The organism is Streptomyces sp. NPDC037389, from assembly GCF_040636475.1.
Classification (GTDB): domain Bacteria; phylum Actinomycetota; class Actinomycetes; order Streptomycetales; family Streptomycetaceae; genus Streptomyces; species Streptomyces hesseae.
In genome coordinates this window covers 86,837-106,322 of sequence record NZ_JBEZUS010000009.1, presented here as the reverse complement: position 1 = coordinate 106,322, position 19,486 = coordinate 86,837, and the positions used below count along the sequence as shown (strand labels likewise).

Here is a 19,486-nt window from a genome sequence, read left to right as displayed (position 1 = left end):
CGTATCACCAGTCACCGCCCGGAAGATGGTGGCATGGCCCGGCCGGGCAAGGGGGTATCAGGGTGCATTTCGGGGGGCGCGGACTCCGGATCGTACGCCCTGTAGTGCGATGACGCACTCTGGGTGATCTTGTGGACGGCCTGGTTCCGCCGGTCGGGAGGGCCCGTCCGGGGTGCGATGCGGCAGTATGCACCGGATGGACGAGCTTCCCGAGTACGCGGAACGGGTGCTGGCCGTCGCCGAGCTGATTCCGGCGGGCCGGGTGATGACCTACGGAGACGTCGCCGAATGGCTCGACGAGGGCGGCCCCCGGCAGGTCGGCCGTGTCATGGCCCTCTACGGCGGGGCCGTGCCCTGGTGGCGTGTCGTCCGGGCGGACGGGGTGCTGCTGCCGGGCCATGAGCGGGAGGCCCTGGCCCACTACCGCGCCGAGGGCACCCCGCTGCGGGAGTCGGGCCGCGCGGCCGACGTCCGGATGCCCCGGCTCGTCATGACCCGCGCCCGCTGGGACGGCGCCCCGGATGTGACTCCGCACACCTGACGGCCCGGGGGCCGCCACCGCCGGGCCGCGCCCCGGCCCGTGACCGCAAGGCGTTACCCGAACGGATGAGATCACCGAAGAGGGACGGAGGCTCCCGGGACGCACTGCGCCACACGGGTCTCCTGGCGTAGCGTCGGGGGTCGCCCTTCTCGCCGTGACGCGTCCCGGCCGACCGACCACCCGTACCTTCCCCCCCTCAGGACCGGCAACACACGTGAGCTCCTCGTCGTCCCACCAGCGGCCCGCCACGGGCGCGTACCGCCTCGTGCGCACGCCGCCGGGCCCGGTGGTCCCTCCTGAGCTGGACGCGTGCCAGCGCGCGGTGGTTGACCACGGGCGGGGACCGCTGCTGGTGCTCGCCGGTCCGGGTACGGGCAAGACGACCACGCTCGTCGAGGCGGTGGCCGAACGGGTGCGGGGGGGCACCGACCCCGCGCGGATCCTCGTGCTGACCTTCAGCCGCAAGGCGGCCGTCGAACTGCGCGACCGGATGACGGCCCGGCTCGGCGGCGCCCAGGGCCCGCAGGCCACCACCTTCCACTCCTACTGCTACGCGCTGGTGCGCGCCCACCAGGACGTCGAGCTGTTCGTCGAGCCCACCCGGCTGCTGTCCGGCCCGGAGCAGGACGTCATGGTGCGCGAGCTGCTGGAGGGCGAGCTGGAGCTGGGCAAGGAGGGCCGCGGCCGGGTCCGCTGGCCCGACGAGCTGCGCGCCTGCCTGACCACCCGCGGCTTCGCCGACGAGATGCGCGCCGTCCTCGCCCGCAGCCGGGAGCTGGGCCTGGGTCCCGGCGAGCTCGACGCCTTCGCCCACCGCGCGGGCCGCCCCGACTGGCGTGCGGCCGCCTCCTTCCTCGCCGAGTACCTGGACGTCCTCGACGCGCGCGGCGTCCTCGACTACGCCGAGCTCGTCCACCGCGCCGTCCTCCTCGCCGGGCGCCCCGAGGTCGCGGCAGAGCTGGGCCGGAGCTACGACGCGGTCTTCGTCGACGAGTACCAGGACACCGACGCCTCCCAGGCGCGGCTGCTGCGCGCGCTGGCGGGCGGCGGCCGGACCCTGATCGCCTTCGGCGACCCCGACCAGTCCATCTACGCCTTCCGGGGCGCGGACGTCGGCGGCATCCTCGAATTCCCGCACGACTTCCCGCGCACCGACGGCACGCCCGCCCCGGTCGCGGTCCTCACCACCTCGCGCCGCTCCGGCGCCGCCCTGCTCGCCGCCACCCGGCTGCTCACCCACCGGATGCCGCTGACCCGGCTGCCGGCCGCCGCCGTACGGGCCCACCGCGAGCTCACGGCCGTCCGGGACGGGGGCCGGGTGGAGGCGTACACCTACCCGACGGCGGGCGCCGAGCTCGACAACATCGCCGACATCCTCCGCCGCGCCCACCTGGAGGACGGCTTCCCCTGGCAGGACATGGCCGTCCTCGTCCGCGCGGGCTCCCGCTCGATACCGTCCCTGCGCCGCGCCCTGACGTCGGCGGGCGTCCCGGTCGAGGTCGACGGCGACGACATCCCCCTGCGCCACGAACCGGCGGTGGCGCCGCTGCTGACGGCGTTGCGGGCGGTGGCGGAACCCACGGTGGACGCCCCTGACGCGGCAACGGGCGGGCAGGTGGGAGACCCCGCGCCGCAGGCGCGGCCCTGGCTCACGCCGGAGACGGCGCTCACCCTCCTGACGTCCCCGCTGGGCGGCATGGACAGCGCGGACCTCCGCCGTCTCGGCCGCGCCCTCCGCGAGGAGGAGCGCGCGGCGGGCGAGGGCATGCCGCGCCCCTCGGACACCCTCATCGCCGAAGCCCTGGCCGAGCCCGCCCGCCTCGTCGCGCACGACCCGTCGTACGCACGCCCCGCCCAGCGACTGGGTGCCCTCCTGGCGGGCGCGCGCGCCCTCCTGGCGCGCGGCGGCACGGCCGAGGAAGCCCTCTGGCACCTCTGGGACGGCACCCCCTGGCCCACCCGGCTGCGCCGCGCCGCGCACCGCGGCGGCCCGGCCGGCCGCAACGCCGACCGCGACCTCGACGCCGTCTGCGCCCTCTTCGAGACCGCCGCCCGCGCGGAGGAACGCACCGGCGGCCGCGGCGCCCTGAACCTCCTCGACGAGCTGGACGCCCAGGACATCGCCGCCGACACCCTCACCCGCAGGGCCGTGCGCCCCGACGCCGTACGGCTGATGACCGCGCACCGCTCCAAGGGCCTGGAGTGGCGGCTCGTCGTCGTCGCGGGCGTCCAGGAGGGCCTCTGGCCCGACCTGCGGCGCCGCGGCTCGCTCCTGGAAGCCGACCGCATCGGCCGCGACGGCATCGCCGAGCCCCTCGGCGCGGGCGCCCTCCTCGCCGAGGAGCGCCGGCTGTTCTACGTGGCCGCCACCCGCGCCCGCGACCGGCTCGTGGTCACGGCGGTCAAGGCGGCCGCCGAGGACGGCGACCAGCCCTCCCGTTTCCTGGCCGAGCCGGGCACCGAGCCCGTCGACGTCACCCAGCGCCCGCGCCGCCCCCTGGCCGTCGCCGCGCTCGTCGCCGAGCTGCGCGCCACCACCGTCGACCCCGCCGCCTCCGATGCGCTGCGGGCCGCCGCCGCCGAACGCCTCGCCCGGCTCGCCGCCCTGCGCGACGAGGAGGGCCAGCCGCTCGTCCCCGCCGCGCACCCCTACCGCTGGTGGGGCCTGGACGAGCCGACCCACAACGAGGTGCCGCTGCGCGACCCGGAGCGGCCCCTCGCGCTGTCCGGCTCCGCCCTCGGCCAGCTCACCGAGGACGGCTGCTCCCTCCAGTGGTTCCTGGGACGCGAGGTGAAGGCGGACGCCCCCGCCACCGCCGCCCAGGGCTTCGGCAACGTCGTCCACGTCCTGGCCGACGAGGTCGCCTCCGGCCGCACCCCGGCCGACCTCGCCGTGCTGATGGAGCGACTGGAGACCGTCTGGGAGTCCCTGGCCTTCGACGCCCCCTGGAAGTCGCGGCAGGAGATGGAGCAGGCCCGCGCCGCCCTGGAGCGCTTCCTGCGCTGGCATGTGATGGAGCGCGCCCGCGACGCCGTCGCCACCGAGCACCCCTTCGACGTCACCCTCAAGGCACAGCAGTACCAGGTGCGCATCCGCGGCTCCATGGACCGCGTCGAGCAGGACGCCCAGGGCCGCGCGTACGTCGTCGACTTCAAGACCGGCAAGAGCGCGCCCTCCGCCAAGGACGTCGAACACCACCCCCAGCTCGCCGTCTACCAGCTCGCCGTCGCCGAGGGCGCCGTGGACGACGCCTTCGGCGGCGTCCGGCCCCGGCCCGGCGGCGCCGAACTCGTCCACCTGCGCCAGGGAGCGGCCAAGAAGGACGGCGGGGAGACCCTCCCCAAGGTCCAGGCGCAGGAGCCCCTCGACGGCGAATGGGTCGGCGATCTGCTCGCCGAGGCCGCGGGCCGGGTCCTTGAGGAACGTTTCACCCCCCGCCCCGGCCGGCAGTGCGACCACTGCTCGTTCCGCGCCTCGTGCAGTGCCCGGCCCGAGGGCCGGCAGATCGTGGAGTGAGATGTCAGTGGGTCCCTCTAGCGTTACCGGCGTGACCCCGCGCCTGACCGATCCCGAGCAGCTCAAGGAGCTCCTCGGCATCCCCTTCACCCCGGAGCAGACGGCCTGCGTCACCGCGCCGCTCGCCCCGCAGGTCATCGTGGCCGGAGCCGGGTCCGGCAAGACCACGGTCATGGCCGCGCGCGTCGTCTGGCTGGTCGGCACCGGGCAGGTCGCGCCCGAGGAGGTCCTCGGACTGACGTTCACCAACAAGGCGGCGGGCGAGCTCGCCGAGCGCGTCCGCAAGGCCCTCGGCCGGGCCGGTATCGACGGGGCCGGTATCGACGGGGCCGGTGTCGACGGGGCCGGTGTCGACAGGGCCGGTATCGGCGCGGAGCCCTCCGAGAAGGAGACCGGCGGCGAGCCCCGGATCTCCACGTACCACGCCTTCGCCGGCCAGCTCCTCAAGGAGCACGGCCTGCGCATCGGCCTGGAACCCACCTCCCGCCTCCTCGCCGACGCCACCCGCTTCCAGCTCGCCGCCCGCGTCCTGCGCTTCTCACCGGGCCCGTACCCGGCCCTCACCCGCCCTTTCGCCGACCTGGTCACCGACCTGCTGGCCCTCGACGGCGAACTCGCGGAGCACCTGGTCGAGCCGAAGGGGCTACGGGCGTACGACCGCGAACTCCTGGAGACCCTCGCCGGCGCCCGGCTCACCAACGCGGACCTGCGCAAGATCCCCGAGACGGTGCGCGCCCGCCTGGAGCTCCTGGAACTCGTCGAGGCGTACCGCGCGGAGAAGCGCTCCCGCGACCTCCTCGACTTCGGCGACCAGATCGCCCGCTCCGCCGAGCTGGCCCGCACCCGGCCCGAGGTGGGCCGCATCCTCCGCGAGCAGTTCAAGGTCGTCCTCCTCGACGAGTACCAGGACACGTCCGTCGCCCAGCGACTGCTGCTGGCCGGCCTCTTCGGCGCCGGCACGGGCCACGCCGTGACCGCCGTCGGCGACCCCTGCCAGGCCATCTACGGCTGGCGCGGCGCCTCCGTGGCCAACCTCGACGACTTCCCGCGGCACTTCCCCCACACCGACGGGCAGCCCGCCCGGCGCTACTCCCTCAGCGAGAACCGCCGCAGCGGCGGCCGCCTCCTGGACCTCGCCAACACCCTGGCCGCCCCCCTCCGCGAGCGCCACGAGGGCGTCGAGGCCCTGCGCCCGGCCCCGGGCGCCGAGCGCGACGGCGTCGTCCGCTGCGCCCTGCTGCCCACCCACGCCGAGGAGCTCGACTGGCTCGCGGACTCCCTCGCCCACCTCGTCCGCACCGGCACCCGCCCGGGCGACATCGCCGTCCTGTGCCGCACGGCCACCGACTTCGCCGAGATCCAGGGCGCCCTCGTCCGGCGCGACATCCCGGTCGAGGTCGTCGGCCTCTCGGGGCTGCTCCACCTGCCCGAGATCGCCGACCTGGTCGCGGTCTGCGAGGTCCTCCACGACCCCACCGCCAACGCCTCCCTGGTCCGCCTGCTGACGGGCCCCCGCTGGCGCGTCGGCCCCCGGGACCTGGCCCTGCTGGGCCGCCGCGCCCGGACGCTCGTGCCCTACGGCCCCACCGGCACCGACCCCGACCGCCGCCTCGCCGAGGCCGTGGAGGGCGTGGACCCCACGGAGACGACATCCCTGGCCGACGCCCTGGACACCTTCCTGTCGGCCGACCCCGGCGACGACCTGCCCTTCTCCGCCGAGGCCCGCGTCCGCTTCGCCCGCCTCGCGGCCGAGCTCCGCGACCTGCGCCGCGGCCTCGGCGACCCGCTGATGGACGTCCTCCACCGCGTCCTGGCCACGACGGGCCTGGAGGTCGAGCTGTCGGCCTCCCCGCACGCCCTGGCGGCCCGCCGCCGCGAGACCCTCACCCGGTTCATGGACGTCGCCGCCGGCTTCGCCGCCCTGGACGGCGAGGTCACCCTGGCCGCCTTCCTCGGCTTCCTGCGCACGGCCGCGCAGTACGAGAAGGGCCTCGACAACTCCCTGCCCGGCGGCGAGGACACCGTCAAGATCCTCACCGCGCACAAGTCCAAGGGCCTGGAGTGGGACGTGGTGGCGGTCCCCGGCCTGGTGGCGAAGACCTTCCCCAGCGAGCAGTCCCGCGACTCCTGGACGTCCCAGCCCAAGGTCCTCCCGCACGCCCTGCGCGGCGACACCGCCACCCTCCCCGACGTCACCGACTGGACCGCCAAGGGCCTGACGGCCTTCAAGGGCGCGATGAAGGCCCACCAGCACACCGAGGAACTGCGTCTGGGCTACGTCACCTTCACCCGCCCCCGAAACCTCCTCCTGGGCTCCGGCCACTGGTGGGGCCCGAACCAGAAGCGGACGCGCGGCCCGTCGGAGTTCCTGGAAGCCCTCCGCGCCCACTGCGAGGCGGGCCACGGCGAGATCGAGACCTGGGCGGACGCCCCGGCCGAGGACGCGGAGAACCCGGCACTCCACCAGGAGACGGACCATGCCTGGCCCCTGCCCCTGGACGGGGCTTCCCTGGCGCGCCGCCGAGAGGCGGCCGGGGCGGTCCTGGCACACCTGAAGGACATGGAAGCCATGGAGGAGGGCCGGGAGGGCTCCGTCGGCCCCACGACGCAATCGCTCCCCCCGGAGGAGACCCGCGCCATCGCCTCCTGGGACCGCGACCTGAACGCTCTCGCCGGCGAGCTCCGGCGCACCCGCGCCAAGGTCCACGACGTGCTGCTGCCGTCCAGCCTGACCGCCACCCAGCTGATGCACCTGGCCGCGGACCCCGACGGTTTCGCGAGCGACCTCGCACGCCCCATGCCGCGCCGCCCCCAGCCCGCCGCCCGCCGGGGCACCCGCTTCCACGCCTGGCTGGAGTCCCGCTTCGAGGCCCTCCCGCTGCCCTTCCTGGGCCCGGAGGAGCTCCCGGGGGGCGTCGACCCGGGCGAGATCGCCGACGAGCAGGACCTGGCCGAGCTCAAGGAGGCATTCCAGCGCACCCCGTACGCGCGCCGCACCCCGTACCGGGTGGAGGCCCCCTTCCAGCTCACCCTCGCGGGCCGCACGATCCGAGGCCGCATTGACGCGGTGTACCGCGAACGGAACACGAACGCCGACGCCGACGGCGACCGCTACGAGATCGTCGACTGGAAAACCGCCCGCGCGCAGACCGCCGACCCCCTCCAGCTGGCGATCTACCGCCTGGCCTGGGCGGAGCAGCACGGACTGCCGCTCTCCTCCGTGACGGCCGCTTTCGTGTACATCCGCGACGGCGAGAAGGCGATCCCCCCGGACCTGCCCGACCGCGCCGGGCTGGAACGGATCCTCCTGGGGGAGGACGTGTGAGGAAACCCGGTCCTGGTCGCCCCGCGTGTCCGGATAGGCTCGATGGCATGAGCAATGCCCCGGACAACGCCGTCCGCGCGTACATCGACGAGCACCGCGCCGCCTTCCTCGCCGACCTGGCCGAGTGGCTGCGCATCCCTTCCGTGTCGGCCGACCCGGCCAACGCGGCCGATGTGCGCCGCAGCGCCGAGTGGCTGGTGGCGAAGCTCAAGGAGACGGGCTTCCCGACGGCGGAGCTCTGGGAGACGGGCGGCGGCGACGGCGCCCCCGCCGTGTTCGCGGAGTGGCCCTCCGGCGTGGAAGAGGCCCCCACGGTCCTGGTCTACGGCCACCACGACGTCCAGCCCGCCGCCCGCGAGGACGGCTGGCACACGGACCCGTTCGTGCCGAGGACGATCGACGGCCGGCTGTACGCGCGCGGCGCGGCCGACGACAAGGGCCAGGTGTTCTTCCACACCCTGGGCGTCCGCGCCCACCTGGCGGCCACCGGCCGTACCGCCCCGGCCGTCAACCTCAAACTGATCATCGAGGGCGAGGAGGAGTCGGGCTCGCCGAACTTCCCCGCGCTGATCGCCGCGCACGCCGACCGGCTCGCCTGCGACGCCGTGATCGTCTCGGACACGGGCATGTGGTCGGAGGACACCCCGACGGTGTGCACGGGCATGCGGGGCCTGGCCGAGTGCCAGATCGACCTGTACGGCCCGGACCAGGACATCCACTCCGGTTCCTTCGGCGGCGCCGTGCCCAACCCGGCCACGGAGGCCGCCCGGCTGGCGGCCGCCCTCCACGACGAGGACCGCAGGGTGACGATCCCGGGGTTCTACGACGGGGTCGTGGAGCTGACCGAGCAGGAGCGCGAGCTGATCGCCGAGCTGCCGTTCGACGAGAAGCGCTGGCTGCGTGCCGCGCACTCGCACGGCACCCTCGGCGAGGCGGGCTACAGCACACTGGAACGCGTGTGGGCGCGCCCCACGGCGGAGGTCAACGGCATCGGCGGTGGCTACCAGGGCCCCGGAGGCAAGACGATCGTCCCGTCGTCGGCCCGGCTGAAGCTGTCCTTCCGGCTGGTCGCGGGCCAGGACGCCGACCGCGTCCAGAAGTCCGTGCGCGACTGGGTGGCGGCCCGCCTCCCGCAGGGCGGCGGCATCCGGCACGAGATCACGTTCACCGGCTCGACCCGCCCCTGTCTGACCCCGCTGGACCACCCGGCGCTCCAGTCGGTCGTCCGGGCCATGACCAAGGCCTTCGGCCAGAAGATCCGTTTCACGCGGGAGGGCGGCTCGGGCCCGGCGGCGGACCTTCAGGACGTGCTGGGCGCCCCGGTGCTGTTCCTCGGCATCTCGGTGCCGTCGGACGGCTGGCACGCGCCGAACGAGAAGGTCGAGCTGGACCTGCTCATGAAGGGCGTGGAGACCGCGGCCCACCTGTGGGGGGACCTGGCCGAAACGGCCCGCACGGGCACGGGCACCGGCCGCGCCGGCGCCTAGTGGCGAAGCGAGGGCCCGTGCCCAAGAAGCATGAACACTGTCAAGAGGGGGAGTTGGAAGCAGCCGTGACCACCTGGACCGAATTCACCGCCACCCGGCCCGATGCGCTCGACGTCGCACTGAGCGGCGCGAGCGGCATCGACCGTGCCGCGCACCACCGTCTGGACGAGGCGTGGCTCGCCGCGGCGTGGAGCCACCCCACGACGCGGGTCTTCGTGGTCTCCGGCGGTCAGGCGCTGATCGACGACACCCCCGACGGCCGCACCGAACTGGTGATGACGCCCGCCTTCGAGGCGCCGGTCACCGAGACGCACCGCTACTTCCTCGGCAAGGACGAGCACGGCGTGGCCTACTTCGCGCTCCAGAAGGACGCGCTGCCCGGCCGCATCGACCAGTCCGCGCGCCCGGCGGGCCTGCGGGAGGCCGGCCTGCTGCTCTCCCCGCGCGACGCGGGCCTGCTCGTCCACGCCGTGGCCCTGGAGAACTGGCAGCGCCTGCACCGCTTCTGCTCGCGCTGCGGCGAGCGCACGGTGATCGCGGCCGCGGGCCACATCCGCCGCTGCCAGGCCTGCGGCGCCGAGCACTACCCCCGTACCGACCCGGCCGTGATCATGCTGGTCACGGACGCGAAGGACCGGGCGCTGCTGGGCCGCCAGATGCACTGGCCGGAGGGCCGTTTCTCGACGCTCGCGGGCTTCGTGGAGCCGGGGGAGTCCATCGAGCAGGCGGTGCGCCGTGAGGTCGCCGAGGAGGCGGGCGTCGTCGTCGGCGACGTGGAGTACATCGCCAGCCAGCCCTGGCCGTTCCCGTCCAGCCTGATGCTGGGCTTCATGGCCCGGGCGACGTCCTCGGACATCCAGGTGGACGGCGAGGAGATCCACGAGGCGCGCTGGTTCTCCCGTGACGAGCTGCGGGCCGCGTTCGAGAGCGGCGAGGTCCTGCCTCCCACCGGCATCTCCATCGCGGCCCGCCTGATCGAACTCTGGTACGGCGAGCCGCTCCCGTAGGGAGCACCGCCGGCCGGCACGGTTCGTGAACTTCCCTCCGGGTTGGACATCCGGATATGAGGAAGCCCCCGCCGTAGCGGGGGCTCCTTGCCTCGGAAGATCAGGGATCAGGCGCCGATCTTCGCCTTCACCTGCGCCAGCGAGGGGTTGGTGAGCGTGGAGCCGTCGGCGAAGAGCACGGTGGGGACCGTCTGGTTTCCGCCGTTGGCCTTCTCCACGAAGGCGGCCGACTCGGGGTCGAGCTCGATGTTGATCTCGTTGTAGGCGATGCCCTCGCGGTCCAGCATGGTCTTCAGACGGCGGCAGTAGCCGCACCAGGTGGTGCTGTACATCGTCACGGTGCTCGACATGCGACCCGCGCTCCTTCTTCCTCGGGGGAGATTCCGGAGGAAGAACGCACACCCACGGCCCAGCATTCCCGAGCGTTTCCGACGCATCCCCGTATTAGTACGACCGCCCTGCCCCGTCTGTGGACGACATTCCCGGTTGCCCCGCCGGACCTGGCAGCATGGCGGGGTGACAGCAGCAACGCACTCCACTCTCTTCCCCCAGGTGCCGGACTCGGCCGACGCGGTGCTCGACGGGCTCGACCCCGAGCAGCGCGAGGTCGCCACGGCCCTGAGCGGTCCGGTGTGCGTGCTGGCCGGCGCCGGTACGGGCAAGACGCGTGCGATCACCCACCGCATCGCCTACGGCGTCCGGTCCGGTCTGCTCCAGCCCTCGAGTGTGCTCGCCGTCACCTTCACCAACCGGGCGGCGGGCGAGATGCGCGGCCGGCTGCGCCAGCTGGGCGCGGGCGGCGTCCAGGCCCGTACGTTCCACTCGGCCGCCCTGCGCCAGCTCCAGTACTTCTGGCCCAAGGCGGTGGGCGGCGAGCTGCCCCGGCTGCTGGAGCGCAAGGTCCAGGTGGTGGCGGAGGCGGCGGCCCGCTGCCGGATCCGGCTCGACCGCAATGAGCTGCGCGATGTGACGGCCGAGATCGAGTGGGCGAAGGTCACCCAGACCGTCCCCGAGGACTATCCGGCCGTCGCCGCCAAGACCGGCCGGGAGGCCCCCCGGGACCCCGCCGAGATCGCCCTGGTCTACGGGACGTACGAGCAGCTCAAGCGCGAGCGCGGCGTGATCGACTTCGAGGACGTGCTGCTGCTGACCGTGGGCGTCCTCCAGGACCGGCACGACATCGCCGAGACCGTCCGCCGCCAGTACCACCACTTCGTGGTCGACGAGTACCAGGACGTCAGCCCGCTCCAGCAGCGGCTGCTCGAGCTGTGGCTGGGCGACCGCGACAGTCTGTGCGTGGTCGGTGACGCCAGTCAGACGATCTATTCGTTCACCGGCGCCACCCCCGACCACCTGCTGAACTTCCGGGCCCGGCATCCGCAGGCCACCGTCGTCAAGCTCGTCCGGGACTACCGCTCCACCCCCCAGGTGGTCCACCTGGCCAACGGGCTGCTGGCCCAGGCCCGCGGCCGGGCCGCCGAGCACCGGCTGGAGCTGGTCTCCCAGCGCGACCGCGGCCCCGAGCCGGTCTACGGGGAGTACGCGGACGAGCCCGCCGAGGCCGAGGGCACGGCCCGCCGGGTCCGGGAGCTGATGGACTCCGGGGTGCCCGCGAGCGAGATCGCGATCCTCTACCGCGTCAACGCCCAGTCCGAGATCTACGAGCAGGCCCTGGCCGACGTCGGGGTGCCCTACCAGCTGCGCGGCGCCGAGCGCTTCTTCGAGCGCCCCGAGGTGCGCGAGGCCGGGCTGCTGCTGCGGGGCGCGGCCCGCGCCGGCGGCCACTCCGACCCCCAGCTCGCCGGCGTCGACGACGTGCCCTCCCAGGTGCGGGCCGTCCTCGGCACGCGGGGCTGGACGCCCGAGCCCCCGGCGGGCTCGGGGGCGGTCCGTGAGCGCTGGGAGTCCCTGGCGGCGCTGGTGCGCCTCGCCGAGGACTTCGTCCGGGCCCGCCCGGAGTCCACCCTCGCCGACCTGGTCGCCGAGCTGGACGAGCGGGCGAGCGCCCAGCACGCGCCCACGGTGGAGGGTGTGACGCTCGCCTCACTGCACGCGGCCAAGGGTCTGGAGTGGGACGCCGTCTTCCTGGTGGGGCTCGCCGAGGGCATGATGCCGATCACCTACGCCAAGACCGACGAACAGGTGGAGGAGGAGCGCCGACTGCTCTACGTCGGCGTCACCCGGGCCCGGGTCCATCTGTCGCTGTCCTGGGCGCTGTCCCGGACACCCGGCGGCCGGCCCTCCCGGCGGCCCACCCGCTTCCTCAACGGCCTGCGGCCGGGCTCCGCGGCCGTCCGCCCGGCCTACTCCGCCGCGGCCGGACAGGGAGGCGTCGAGCGGGGCGCCGGGGCGCGCAGACGGCGCGGCTCCGCCCGGTGCCGGGTCTGCGGCCGGACCCTGACCGACGCGGGCGAGATCAAACTGATGCGCTGCGAGGACTGCCCCTGCGAGCTCGACGAGGCGCTCCACGAACGGCTGCGCGACTGGCGGGCCGAGCAGGCCCGCCTGCTGGGTCAGCCCGCCTTCTGCGTCTTCACCGACAAGACGCTTCTCGCGATCGCCGAGGCCGTTCCGGGAACCGAAGCGGAGCTCGCGAGCATCTCAGGTGTCGGAGGACGGAAGCTCGGGAAGTTCGGAGCCGACGTTCTCGCCCTGTGCGCGGGCGAAGATCCGGGCTCGACGGATGTGTCCCAGGACACCTCCCAAGAAACTCCGGAAAAATAGTTTGCGCGTGTGGAGGCAGTGCCCATAGCCTTCCGAGCAGGGAAGCGACGGGCCTTTCAGGTTCCGTTGATTCCGTGCTGTACTGAAACCGAAAACTTGGACCGTGTCACAGCGGTCCCCCGAGACGCCGAGAGGAGGCGGAGACAATGATCAGCTTTATGGCCAGCGACAAAATGACCGATCGCCAGATCGGCTCCGCCGCCATGCTCGGCTTCCTCGGCGCCTTCCAGGGCACCGGTCTGTCCGGCGCCACCCCGGTCCGGCCGGAACAGCGACCGACCAAGGGATCCGAGGTAAGGGCAGCAGCTGAGGCACAGGCGCACCAGGCCTATGCCGTCGCGGCGGTCGCCAATGGCGCCGGATCCCTGAACGCAGCGCACCACCTTCCCAAGACGTGGGCCTTCCGTGGGCTCGAACCCTGGAGAGATCCAGCCTGATCGGCATGATCAGGTCGGCACCTTCCAGGGCCGCGGAACCCACACCGGGATCCGCGGCCCTTTTGTTTGCCCCCCAGCCGGGGGAAACCAGCCCGGCCACCAGCCGGAACAACAGACGAGGAAACACCACCGTGCAACTCAAGGCGCACACCCCGTCCGTAGCGACCGACCTGATCCCCCCGCCCGTCCCCACGGAGGACACCTTGACCCCGCTGACCGCCCTGACCGACCTCGACGAGGCCATTGAGAACCTCGGCGTCCCGGTGCCCTGCCGCAGCTATGACCCGGAGGTCTTCTTCGCCGAGTCCCCGGCCGACGTCGAGTACGCCAAGTCCCTCTGCCAGACCTGCCCGCTGCGCGCCGCCTGCCTCGCCGGGGCCAAGGACCGCCGCGAGCCCTGGGGCGTCTGGGGTGGCGAGCTGTTCGTCCAGGGTGTGGTCGTCGCCCGCAAGCGTCCCCGTGGTCGTCCGCGCAAGAACCCGGTCAGCGCATGACCGCCATCGGCACCATCGACCGCCCTCCGACGCACGACCCCAAGAAGCAGGACCCGACGATGCACCCCACCTCCGAGCCATTCGCCCCCGGCACCACCCATGAACGCACCGGCGCGACCGCCTCGCGCCAGAACAGGAACCACGCCATGCAACTCATCCCAGAAGCCCTGGCCAGGGCTCATATGCACGACCGGCTGAGGGAGGCCGAGTCCCAACGGAGGGCCGTGCGGCTGGCCGCCGCCCGCCGGATGCAGCGCCGCGCCGAGCGCGCCTCGCTGCGGGCCCGCCGGGCCCTGGCGATGGCCGTGATGCAGTGAGCCACCGCGGGGACGGTCCTTTCGGACCGGCCCCGCACCCCGTTCGGGTGCGCCACCCACGCCGGGCCCGCTCACGGGGATATCGTCTGGGAGTGGACCGCAAGACGCATGAATCCGCGCGGCTGGACCCCAAGGCCGACAGGCCCGTAGCGTGCGCTCGCTGTGGCGCCCCGGCACCGGGTGGGACACCGCCGCCGACCTGGATCTGCTCCGTCGAGAACGGCAGCCGCCACTACTTCTGTGACGACTGTGCCCGCGCCAACCTCAGAGCTATCGAAGGGCGCCTCGACTCGTCCTGGTGGTGAGCCGGGACGGACCGGGGCGCCCCGGACCGCCCTCAGGCGGAAGTGTCCTGACTGCGCTCGTCGGTGGTGAAACCGGGCACCCACGCCTCCATTTCGTCACGCAGCCGTACCGTGGCACCCAGCTGGCAGAGCACCCCGATGGTGCTCATCGTCACCCGGTGTATCAGCAGATAGGCCGGGGGCAGATTGAGCTGCCTGGCCAGCTGGTACGCGGGGGAGCGGGGATCGGCGATCCGGGTCGCCTGCGCCCGCAGCCAGTCCCGGGTGAAGGTGAACTCCTCCACCTGCGCCGGCTCGATGATGGGCAGGAGATAGTCGAGCACCGCCCCCGGGTCCAGCTCGATCTCCGGCTTGACGAAGCCCTCGTCGCGCAGCAGCTCATGGACCGCGTCCGCCTTGCCCTCAAGGGTCAGCCGCAGCGCCGTGCCGATCTCGACGGGCAGCCCTCTCGGCAGCCGGTCGACCGTGCCGAAGTCCAGCACCCCCAGCCGCCACTTCTCCGGCGGGCCGTCGGGCGCGTCCCCGGTCAGCAGCCGGAAGTTGCCCGGATGCGGGTCGGCGTGGAGCAGCCCGGTGCGGGCCGCGCCCGAGAAGAGGAAGCGCGCCAGCAACTGCCCGGCCCGGTCCCTCATCTCCTGGCTGCCGTCCGCTATCACCTCGGACAACGGCACCCCGTCCAGCCACTCCGTCACCAGCACCTGATCCCCGTGGTGGACGACGTCCGGCACCGTCACATCGGGATCCCCGGCGAACTCCCGGGCGTGGGCGCTCTGGGCCCGCGCCTCCAGCTCGTAGTCCAGCTCCTCCGACACCCGGTCGCGCAGCTCGGAGATGAGCGGCTTGAGGTCCATCCCGGGCACCAGCGGCCCCAGCAGCTTGGCGAACCGGCCCAGTTGCGTCAGATCGGAGAGCAGCGCGTCACCCGCTCCCGGATACTGCACCTTGACGGCCACCTCGCGCCCGTCGTGCCAGACGGCCCGGTGCACCTGCCCGATGGACGCGGCCGCCGCCGGCTTGTCCTCGAACTCCTCGAACAGCTCGCGCCAGTCCTCGCCGAGCCGCTCCGCCAGCGCCGCGTGCACCGAGGCCACCGGCATCGGGGGAGCCGCCTCCTGGAGCTTGGTGAGCGCCGCCCGGTAGGGTCCGGCGATCTGCTCGGGGAGAGCCGACTCGAAGACGGACAGCGCCTGCCCCAGCTTCATGGCACCCCCCTTGAGCTGCCCCAAGGTCGAGAAGAGCTGCTCCGCAGTACGCTGCTGCAACTCGGCGGCGATCATCTCCGCCGGGCGGCCACCGATGCGCTTCCCCAGCCCGAGCGCCGTGCGCCCCGCGAACCCCAATGGCAGCGCGGCCAACTTGACGGTACGCGTGACCGCCTTGCGGGGTAGATCAGACATGCGCCCCTCCAACTAGCTGAACAGCCACGCCTCGGACGGCGGTTACCGGGTCATTCTCCCGTGCGCCACCTCCGCGACCCCTGGACATCCCGTCGCCCCGGGCCGCGGCACCGCACGGACACCGCGGATGCGGTGCGACGGGCCGGGGGTGCCAGACCGGACCCGGCAGGGCCAGCTCCAGCCGGACCCCGGCGCCCGGCGCGGCCCCACCGTCGAGAAGGGCGAGCGCCCACACCACGGTCAGCCCCGCCACGACCGTGGCCAGTGCCATGTCGCAAGACGGTACCCCCGAGACGCGCCCGGACCTCCACTGGGCGAGCATCCGGGGCCATGCCGCGTCCCGTTCGGCCCGTTCCCGCTCGATACAGCCCGCGCACGCCGACCCGCCCGGCAGCACCAGCGGACCCACCAGGCCGGTGGCCTCCAGCACCCCCGCGTACAGATGCGGGGTCCCGGCCGCCATCAGCTCCTCGGCCGCCGCCGGGTCCGGCGCGAAGGCCGCCAGACCGTCGCGCGGCGCGAACACCACCAGCCCCAGCGGCTTCTCCGTGCCCTCCGCCGCCCGTTCCCCGCGCCCGCCCCGGGAGCCGCCCGCCCGGCCCCGGGGTGGGGGCACGGGCGCGGCCAGCCGTACGGCGTGCCGCGCGGCGACGTCCCGCCGCTCCCCGGTCCGCTCGGCGCCCACACCCCCGGGCGCGACGTCCCACGGCTCCACACAGCCGCCGTCCCGTACATCGACCCGGCCCACTCCCGACGCGGACAGCAGCGCCGCGACCGTCGCCCCCACCCGCCCCGCGCCCCGCACCTGCACCCGCGCCCTCTGCCGCGCGGCCATCACCCGCAGCGCCGCGCCGGGCTCGGAGTGGAGCACGGACAGCGCGGCCAGGTCCGGCCGCAGCCGCTCCAGGCCGCCGCCCCGGCCCCGCAGCGCGGCGGCCTCCGCTCCGCCCCCGCGCGGATCGTCCAGCAGCCCGGCCGCCGCCAGCCGCCCCACCAGCTCGTCGGCCCGCCCCTCCGGCAGTCCCATCCCCCGGGCCTCCTCACGGAGCAGGGGCATCCCCCGCGTCCCGTCCAGCAGCCCGAGGAAGGAGCCCGTCGCCGTGTCGACCGGCCCCAGCAGCACCGCGTGCGCGGGGGCCACCCCGAACTGGACCGTGTCCCGGCTGCGCCAGGCCCGGCGCAGCGCGGGCTTGAGCATCGGATGCGTGATCCCGGTCGGCCCGATCCCGGTCGTGGCTGTGGTCGCAGTCGTGATCGTGGTCGTCGTCTGCATGGTTCCCCCCTCGTCCGTGCCACAGCCTGCCCGCCGCGGCCGTCGGCCGCGCGGCGTTGTCCACAGGAAGGGGGCGTTAGTCGTACAAGCCGTGCGCTCCTTGGGGTCTTTCCCCGACAACCGACGGAGGGGCGGGACTTCCCGTACCGCCAGCGGGTAACGTCGGGGCGTGCCCGTCGACCCCCTGCACAGTGCCGCGAGACCGCCGCGCAGCGCCCCGAGCCCGCTTTCCCGAGGCCAGGAGGCCGACGCGGTCGAGGTCCGGCGGAGCACGCGCCGCAGGAGGACGGTCTCCGCGTACCGTGAGGGCGACCGCACGATCGTGCTCATCCCCGCCCGGATGTCGGACGCGGAGGAGCGGCGCTGGGTGGGCGTGATGCTCGACAAGCTCGCGGCGCAGGAGAGCCGGCGGATGCTGGGCGACACCGAGCTGGCCGACCGGGCCCGTCGCCTCTCCGAGCAGTATCTGGACGGCCGCGCCCGGCCCGCCTCCGTGCGCTGGGTCACGAATCAGAACACCCGATGGGGCTCGTGCACCCCCGCCGAGGGCAGCATCCGTCTCTCGCACCGTCTCCAGGGCATGCCCGAGTACGTCGTCGACTACGTCCTCCTCCACGAGCTGGCGCACCTTCTCGTCCCCGGTCACGGCCCGGAGTTCTGGCGGCTCCTGGAGGCGTACCCGCGCACCGAGCGCGCCCGGGGCTACCTCGAGGGCGTGGTCGCCGCCGACCGGCTGCCCCACCTCCCGTCGGCCCGCAGCGAGTGACGGGCCCGTGAGCCGGGCCGCCCCGGGATCGGCGGCTGTCGCCGCCAGCGGTTAGCCTGGCGCAACGCATTCACCACGGGTACGGATGGGGGACGGGCGTCACGCATGTCCAGGGAATTCCAGCGCGGCCACAAGGCCAAGATCAGTGACCTGACGGCGGGGACGGATCTGTATGTGGGAGTGCAGATCGGCGGCCCCGGCCTGACCTTCGACGTCAGCTGTTTCGGCCTCGACGCCGACGAGAAGCTTTCGGACGACCGCTACTTCGTCTTCTTCAACCAGCCGAAGTCGCCGGAGGAGGCCATCCAGCAGCTGGGCGAGCAGGCCGGTGACACGGAGTCCTTCCGGGTCACGCTCGACCGCGTCCCGGCCCACATCCGCAAGCTCAGCTTCACGGCGACGCTGGACGGCGCCGGCCAGATGTCACAGGCGGGCCCGGGCTACCTCCGGGTCGTCGCGGGTGGCATGGAGGTGGCGCGCTACTCCTTCACGGGCACGGAGTTCACCACCGAGCGCGCGGTAATGCTCGGTGACATCTACCTCAAGGACGTCTGGCGGTTCGCCGCCGTCGGTCAGGGCTTCGACGGCGGTCTTGAGGCGCTGCTGACGAACTTCGGTGGCGAGGTACTGGAGGAGGAGCCCGCTCCGGCCGAGGCACCCGCCCCGGCCGCCGCCGCGCCCGCCTTCGCGCCCCCGGCGCAGTCCAGTGCGCCCCCGGCCTTCGCACCCCCGCCCGGGCAGCAGCCTGCCGCCGCCCAGCAAGCGCCCCAGTCCCCGGCGCCCGCCCAGGGGTTCGCGCCCCCGCCGGGCAGCACCCCGCCCCCGGCGGCCCAGGTGCACGCCGCCCCCACCCTCGCCGCGCCCATCGCCCCGCCCGGCTACTTCTCCGGCGCCGGCCACATGCCCCCCGGCCACACGCCCCCCGGCCACACGCCCGGCGGAGGCCACACGCCCCCCGCCGGTGTCGTCCCGCCGCCCGGCCCGCCCGGCGTTCCGGGGCAGCACGCCCCGTACGGCCGGCAGGCCGCCGCGCCGGCCCACGCGTACCCCGCGCAGCAGCCGTACGGCGCGCCGCCCCCGCCCCCCGGGCAGCCCGGCGTCCCCGGCGCACCCGCGCAGCCCTACCCGGGCGCCCCGCAGGCCCCGTACGCCCCCGCCCAGCAGGGCCACCCCGGCCCGTACGCCCCGGCGGCCCCCGGCACGCCCCCGCCCGTCGTGCCCGGCGTCCAGGCGGCGCTGGACAAGTACCGCGAGGTTCCCACCGGACAGCGCTGGACGCTCCAGAACTCCAAGCTCATCCGGGTCGACCTCGGCGCCGACCCCCAGCCCGTGCTCGCCCGGCAGGGCAGCATGGTGCTGTACCAGGGCAAGGTCGACTTCGGCTACAAGGGCGCCGGCTTCATGGGCCGCATCGTCGGCGGCGCCACCGGCCAGGAGATGCAGCTGATGCGCTGCACCGGCCGCGGCCAGGTCTTCCTCGCCGAGAACTCCGCGCACGTCCACCCCATCCAGCTGGAGAACGACGCGATCTGCGTCAGCGCCGACGCGGTGCTCGCCTTCGACGAGTCGCTGCACCACGAGGTGCGCCGGATCGACGGCCACGGCATCCCCGGCGGGGCGCTGTTCACCATGCAGTTCCAGGGCACCGGCACCGTCGTCGTCAAGACCCACGGCACGCCCGTGGTGCTGCCCGTCACCCCCACCACCTTCGCCGACAGCAACGCCATCGTGGCCTGGTCGGCGGGTGCCCAGGTGATCATCTCCAGCCAGGTGCGACTGCGCCGCGCCTCCTACCCGGGCCACAGCGGTGAGGCCGTGAACCTCCAGTTCCGGGGCGCGCCCGGCAACTTCATCGTCGTCCAGCCCTACGAGGTCTGAGGGAAGCCGAAATGACCA

At 73.9% G+C, this 19,486-nt stretch carries 15 protein-coding genes; 12 read left to right on the top strand and 3 right to left on the bottom strand.

What is annotated here, in order from left to right:
* Positions 1 to 196 precede the first annotated feature (196 nt).
* The 5 genes from AB0E98_RS21070 (at position 197) to nudC (ending at position 9,877) form a co-directional block, all read left to right on the top strand.
* Positions 197 to 541 carry an MGMT family protein gene (locus AB0E98_RS21070; protein ID WP_361704743.1) on the top strand — a complete coding sequence of 115 codons (345 nt, stop codon included), beginning with the start codon at positions 197 to 199 and terminating at the stop codon, positions 539 to 541.
* A gap of 214 nt (positions 542 to 755) precedes the next feature.
* Entirely contained in the window at positions 756 to 4,058 is a 3,303-nt protein-coding gene (locus tag AB0E98_RS21065; RefSeq protein ID WP_361704741.1) for an ATP-dependent DNA helicase, read from the top strand.
* A 31-nt stretch (positions 4,059 to 4,089) separates the two neighbouring features.
* Positions 4,090 to 7,383, top strand: a complete 3,294-nt coding sequence (locus AB0E98_RS21060) for an ATP-dependent DNA helicase (protein ID WP_361704739.1) — start codon at positions 4,090 to 4,092, stop codon at positions 7,381 to 7,383.
* A gap of 47 nt (positions 7,384 to 7,430) precedes the next feature.
* Positions 7,431 to 8,870 carry a dipeptidase gene (locus AB0E98_RS21055; protein WP_361704737.1) on the top strand — a complete coding sequence of 480 codons (1,440 nt, stop codon included), beginning with the start codon at positions 7,431 to 7,433 and terminating at the stop codon, positions 8,868 to 8,870.
* A 65-nt stretch (positions 8,871 to 8,935) separates the two neighbouring features.
* Positions 8,936 to 9,877 (top strand): NAD(+) diphosphatase, encoded by a 942-nt coding sequence (gene nudC, locus AB0E98_RS21050; protein ID WP_361704736.1) that lies wholly within the window; start codon positions 8,936 to 8,938, stop codon positions 9,875 to 9,877.
* A 107-nt stretch (positions 9,878 to 9,984) separates the two neighbouring features.
* Here the strand turns inward: nudC and AB0E98_RS21045 are convergent, their stop codons facing one another.
* Positions 9,985 to 10,227: a mycoredoxin gene (locus AB0E98_RS21045; RefSeq protein ID WP_229351040.1), complete on the bottom strand. Its 243-nt coding sequence runs from the start codon at positions 10,225 to 10,227 to the stop codon at positions 9,985 to 9,987.
* Between the two features lie 166 nt (positions 10,228 to 10,393).
* Between AB0E98_RS21045 and AB0E98_RS21040 the strand changes: the two genes are divergently transcribed.
* The 5 genes from AB0E98_RS21040 to AB0E98_RS21020 all read left to right on the top strand — a co-directional run bounded on the left by AB0E98_RS21040 (position 10,394) and on the right by AB0E98_RS21020 (position 14,154).
* On the top strand, positions 10,394 to 12,601 hold the full coding sequence (locus AB0E98_RS21040) for an ATP-dependent DNA helicase UvrD2 (protein WP_361704734.1): 2,208 nt from the start codon (positions 10,394 to 10,396) through the stop codon (positions 12,599 to 12,601).
* A gap of 146 nt (positions 12,602 to 12,747) precedes the next feature.
* A complete protein-coding gene (locus AB0E98_RS21035; protein WP_361704731.1) occupies positions 12,748 to 13,038 on the top strand; it encodes a hypothetical protein in 291 nt (96 codons plus the stop codon).
* 131 nt (positions 13,039 to 13,169) lie between these two features.
* The gene (locus AB0E98_RS21030; protein WP_229351036.1) at positions 13,170 to 13,532 is read left to right on the top strand and encodes a WhiB family transcriptional regulator; all 363 of its coding nucleotides are present in this window, start codon (positions 13,170 to 13,172) and stop codon (positions 13,530 to 13,532) included.
* Positions 13,529 to 13,849 carry a hypothetical protein gene (locus AB0E98_RS21025; RefSeq protein WP_361704728.1) on the top strand — a complete coding sequence of 107 codons (321 nt, stop codon included), beginning with the start codon at positions 13,529 to 13,531 and terminating at the stop codon, positions 13,847 to 13,849. The genes AB0E98_RS21030 and AB0E98_RS21025 overlap by 4 nt, the downstream gene beginning before the upstream one ends.
* 92 nt (positions 13,850 to 13,941) lie before the next feature.
* Positions 13,942 to 14,154, top strand: a complete 213-nt coding sequence (locus AB0E98_RS21020) for a hypothetical protein (protein ID WP_361704726.1) — start codon at positions 13,942 to 13,944, stop codon at positions 14,152 to 14,154.
* 32 nt (positions 14,155 to 14,186) lie between these two features.
* Here the strand turns inward: AB0E98_RS21020 and AB0E98_RS21015 are convergent, their stop codons facing one another.
* Complete coding sequence (locus tag AB0E98_RS21015; protein ID WP_361704724.1) at positions 14,187 to 15,551, bottom strand: AarF/ABC1/UbiB kinase family protein; 1,365 nt, start codon at positions 15,549 to 15,551, stop codon at positions 14,187 to 14,189.
* Complete coding sequence (locus AB0E98_RS21010) at positions 15,544 to 16,749, bottom strand: ThiF family adenylyltransferase (protein ID WP_361705264.1); 1,206 nt, start codon at positions 16,747 to 16,749, stop codon at positions 15,544 to 15,546. The genes AB0E98_RS21015 and AB0E98_RS21010 overlap by 8 nt, the downstream gene beginning before the upstream one ends.
* Positions 16,750 to 16,993: 244 nt before the next feature.
* Between AB0E98_RS21010 and AB0E98_RS21005 the strand changes: the two genes are divergently transcribed.
* Together AB0E98_RS21005 and AB0E98_RS21000 are read left to right on the top strand one after the other, a co-directional pair.
* Positions 16,994 to 17,590 carry a M48 family metallopeptidase gene (locus tag AB0E98_RS21005; RefSeq protein WP_361704721.1) on the top strand — a complete coding sequence of 199 codons (597 nt, stop codon included), beginning with the start codon at positions 16,994 to 16,996 and terminating at the stop codon, positions 17,588 to 17,590.
* 105 nt (positions 17,591 to 17,695) lie between these two features.
* A complete protein-coding gene (locus AB0E98_RS21000; RefSeq protein ID WP_361704718.1) occupies positions 17,696 to 19,468 on the top strand; it encodes a TerD family protein in 1,773 nt (590 codons plus the stop codon).
* Positions 19,469 to 19,486: the final 18 nt, after the last annotated feature.

Coding starts and splice junctions, on each gene's coding strand:
- AB0E98_RS21010 (WP_361705264.1), bottom strand. CDS start 16,749: ATGCTCAAGCCCGCGCTGCGCCGGGCCTGGCGCAGCCGGGACACGGTC.
- AB0E98_RS21015 (WP_361704724.1), bottom strand. CDS start 15,551: ATGTCTGATCTACCCCGCAAGGCGGTCACGCGTACCGTCAAGTTGGCC.
- AB0E98_RS21070 (WP_361704743.1), top strand. CDS start 197: ATGGACGAGCTTCCCGAGTACGCGGAACGGGTGCTGGCCGTCGCCGAG.
- AB0E98_RS21000 (WP_361704718.1), top strand. CDS start 17,696: ATGTCCAGGGAATTCCAGCGCGGCCACAAGGCCAAGATCAGTGACCTG.
- AB0E98_RS21025 (WP_361704728.1), top strand. CDS start 13,529: ATGACCGCCATCGGCACCATCGACCGCCCTCCGACGCACGACCCCAAG.
- AB0E98_RS21055 (WP_361704737.1), top strand. CDS start 7,431: ATGAGCAATGCCCCGGACAACGCCGTCCGCGCGTACATCGACGAGCAC.
- AB0E98_RS21045 (WP_229351040.1), bottom strand. CDS start 10,227: ATGTCGAGCACCGTGACGATGTACAGCACCACCTGGTGCGGCTACTGC.
- AB0E98_RS21035 (WP_361704731.1), top strand. CDS start 12,748: ATGATCAGCTTTATGGCCAGCGACAAAATGACCGATCGCCAGATCGGC.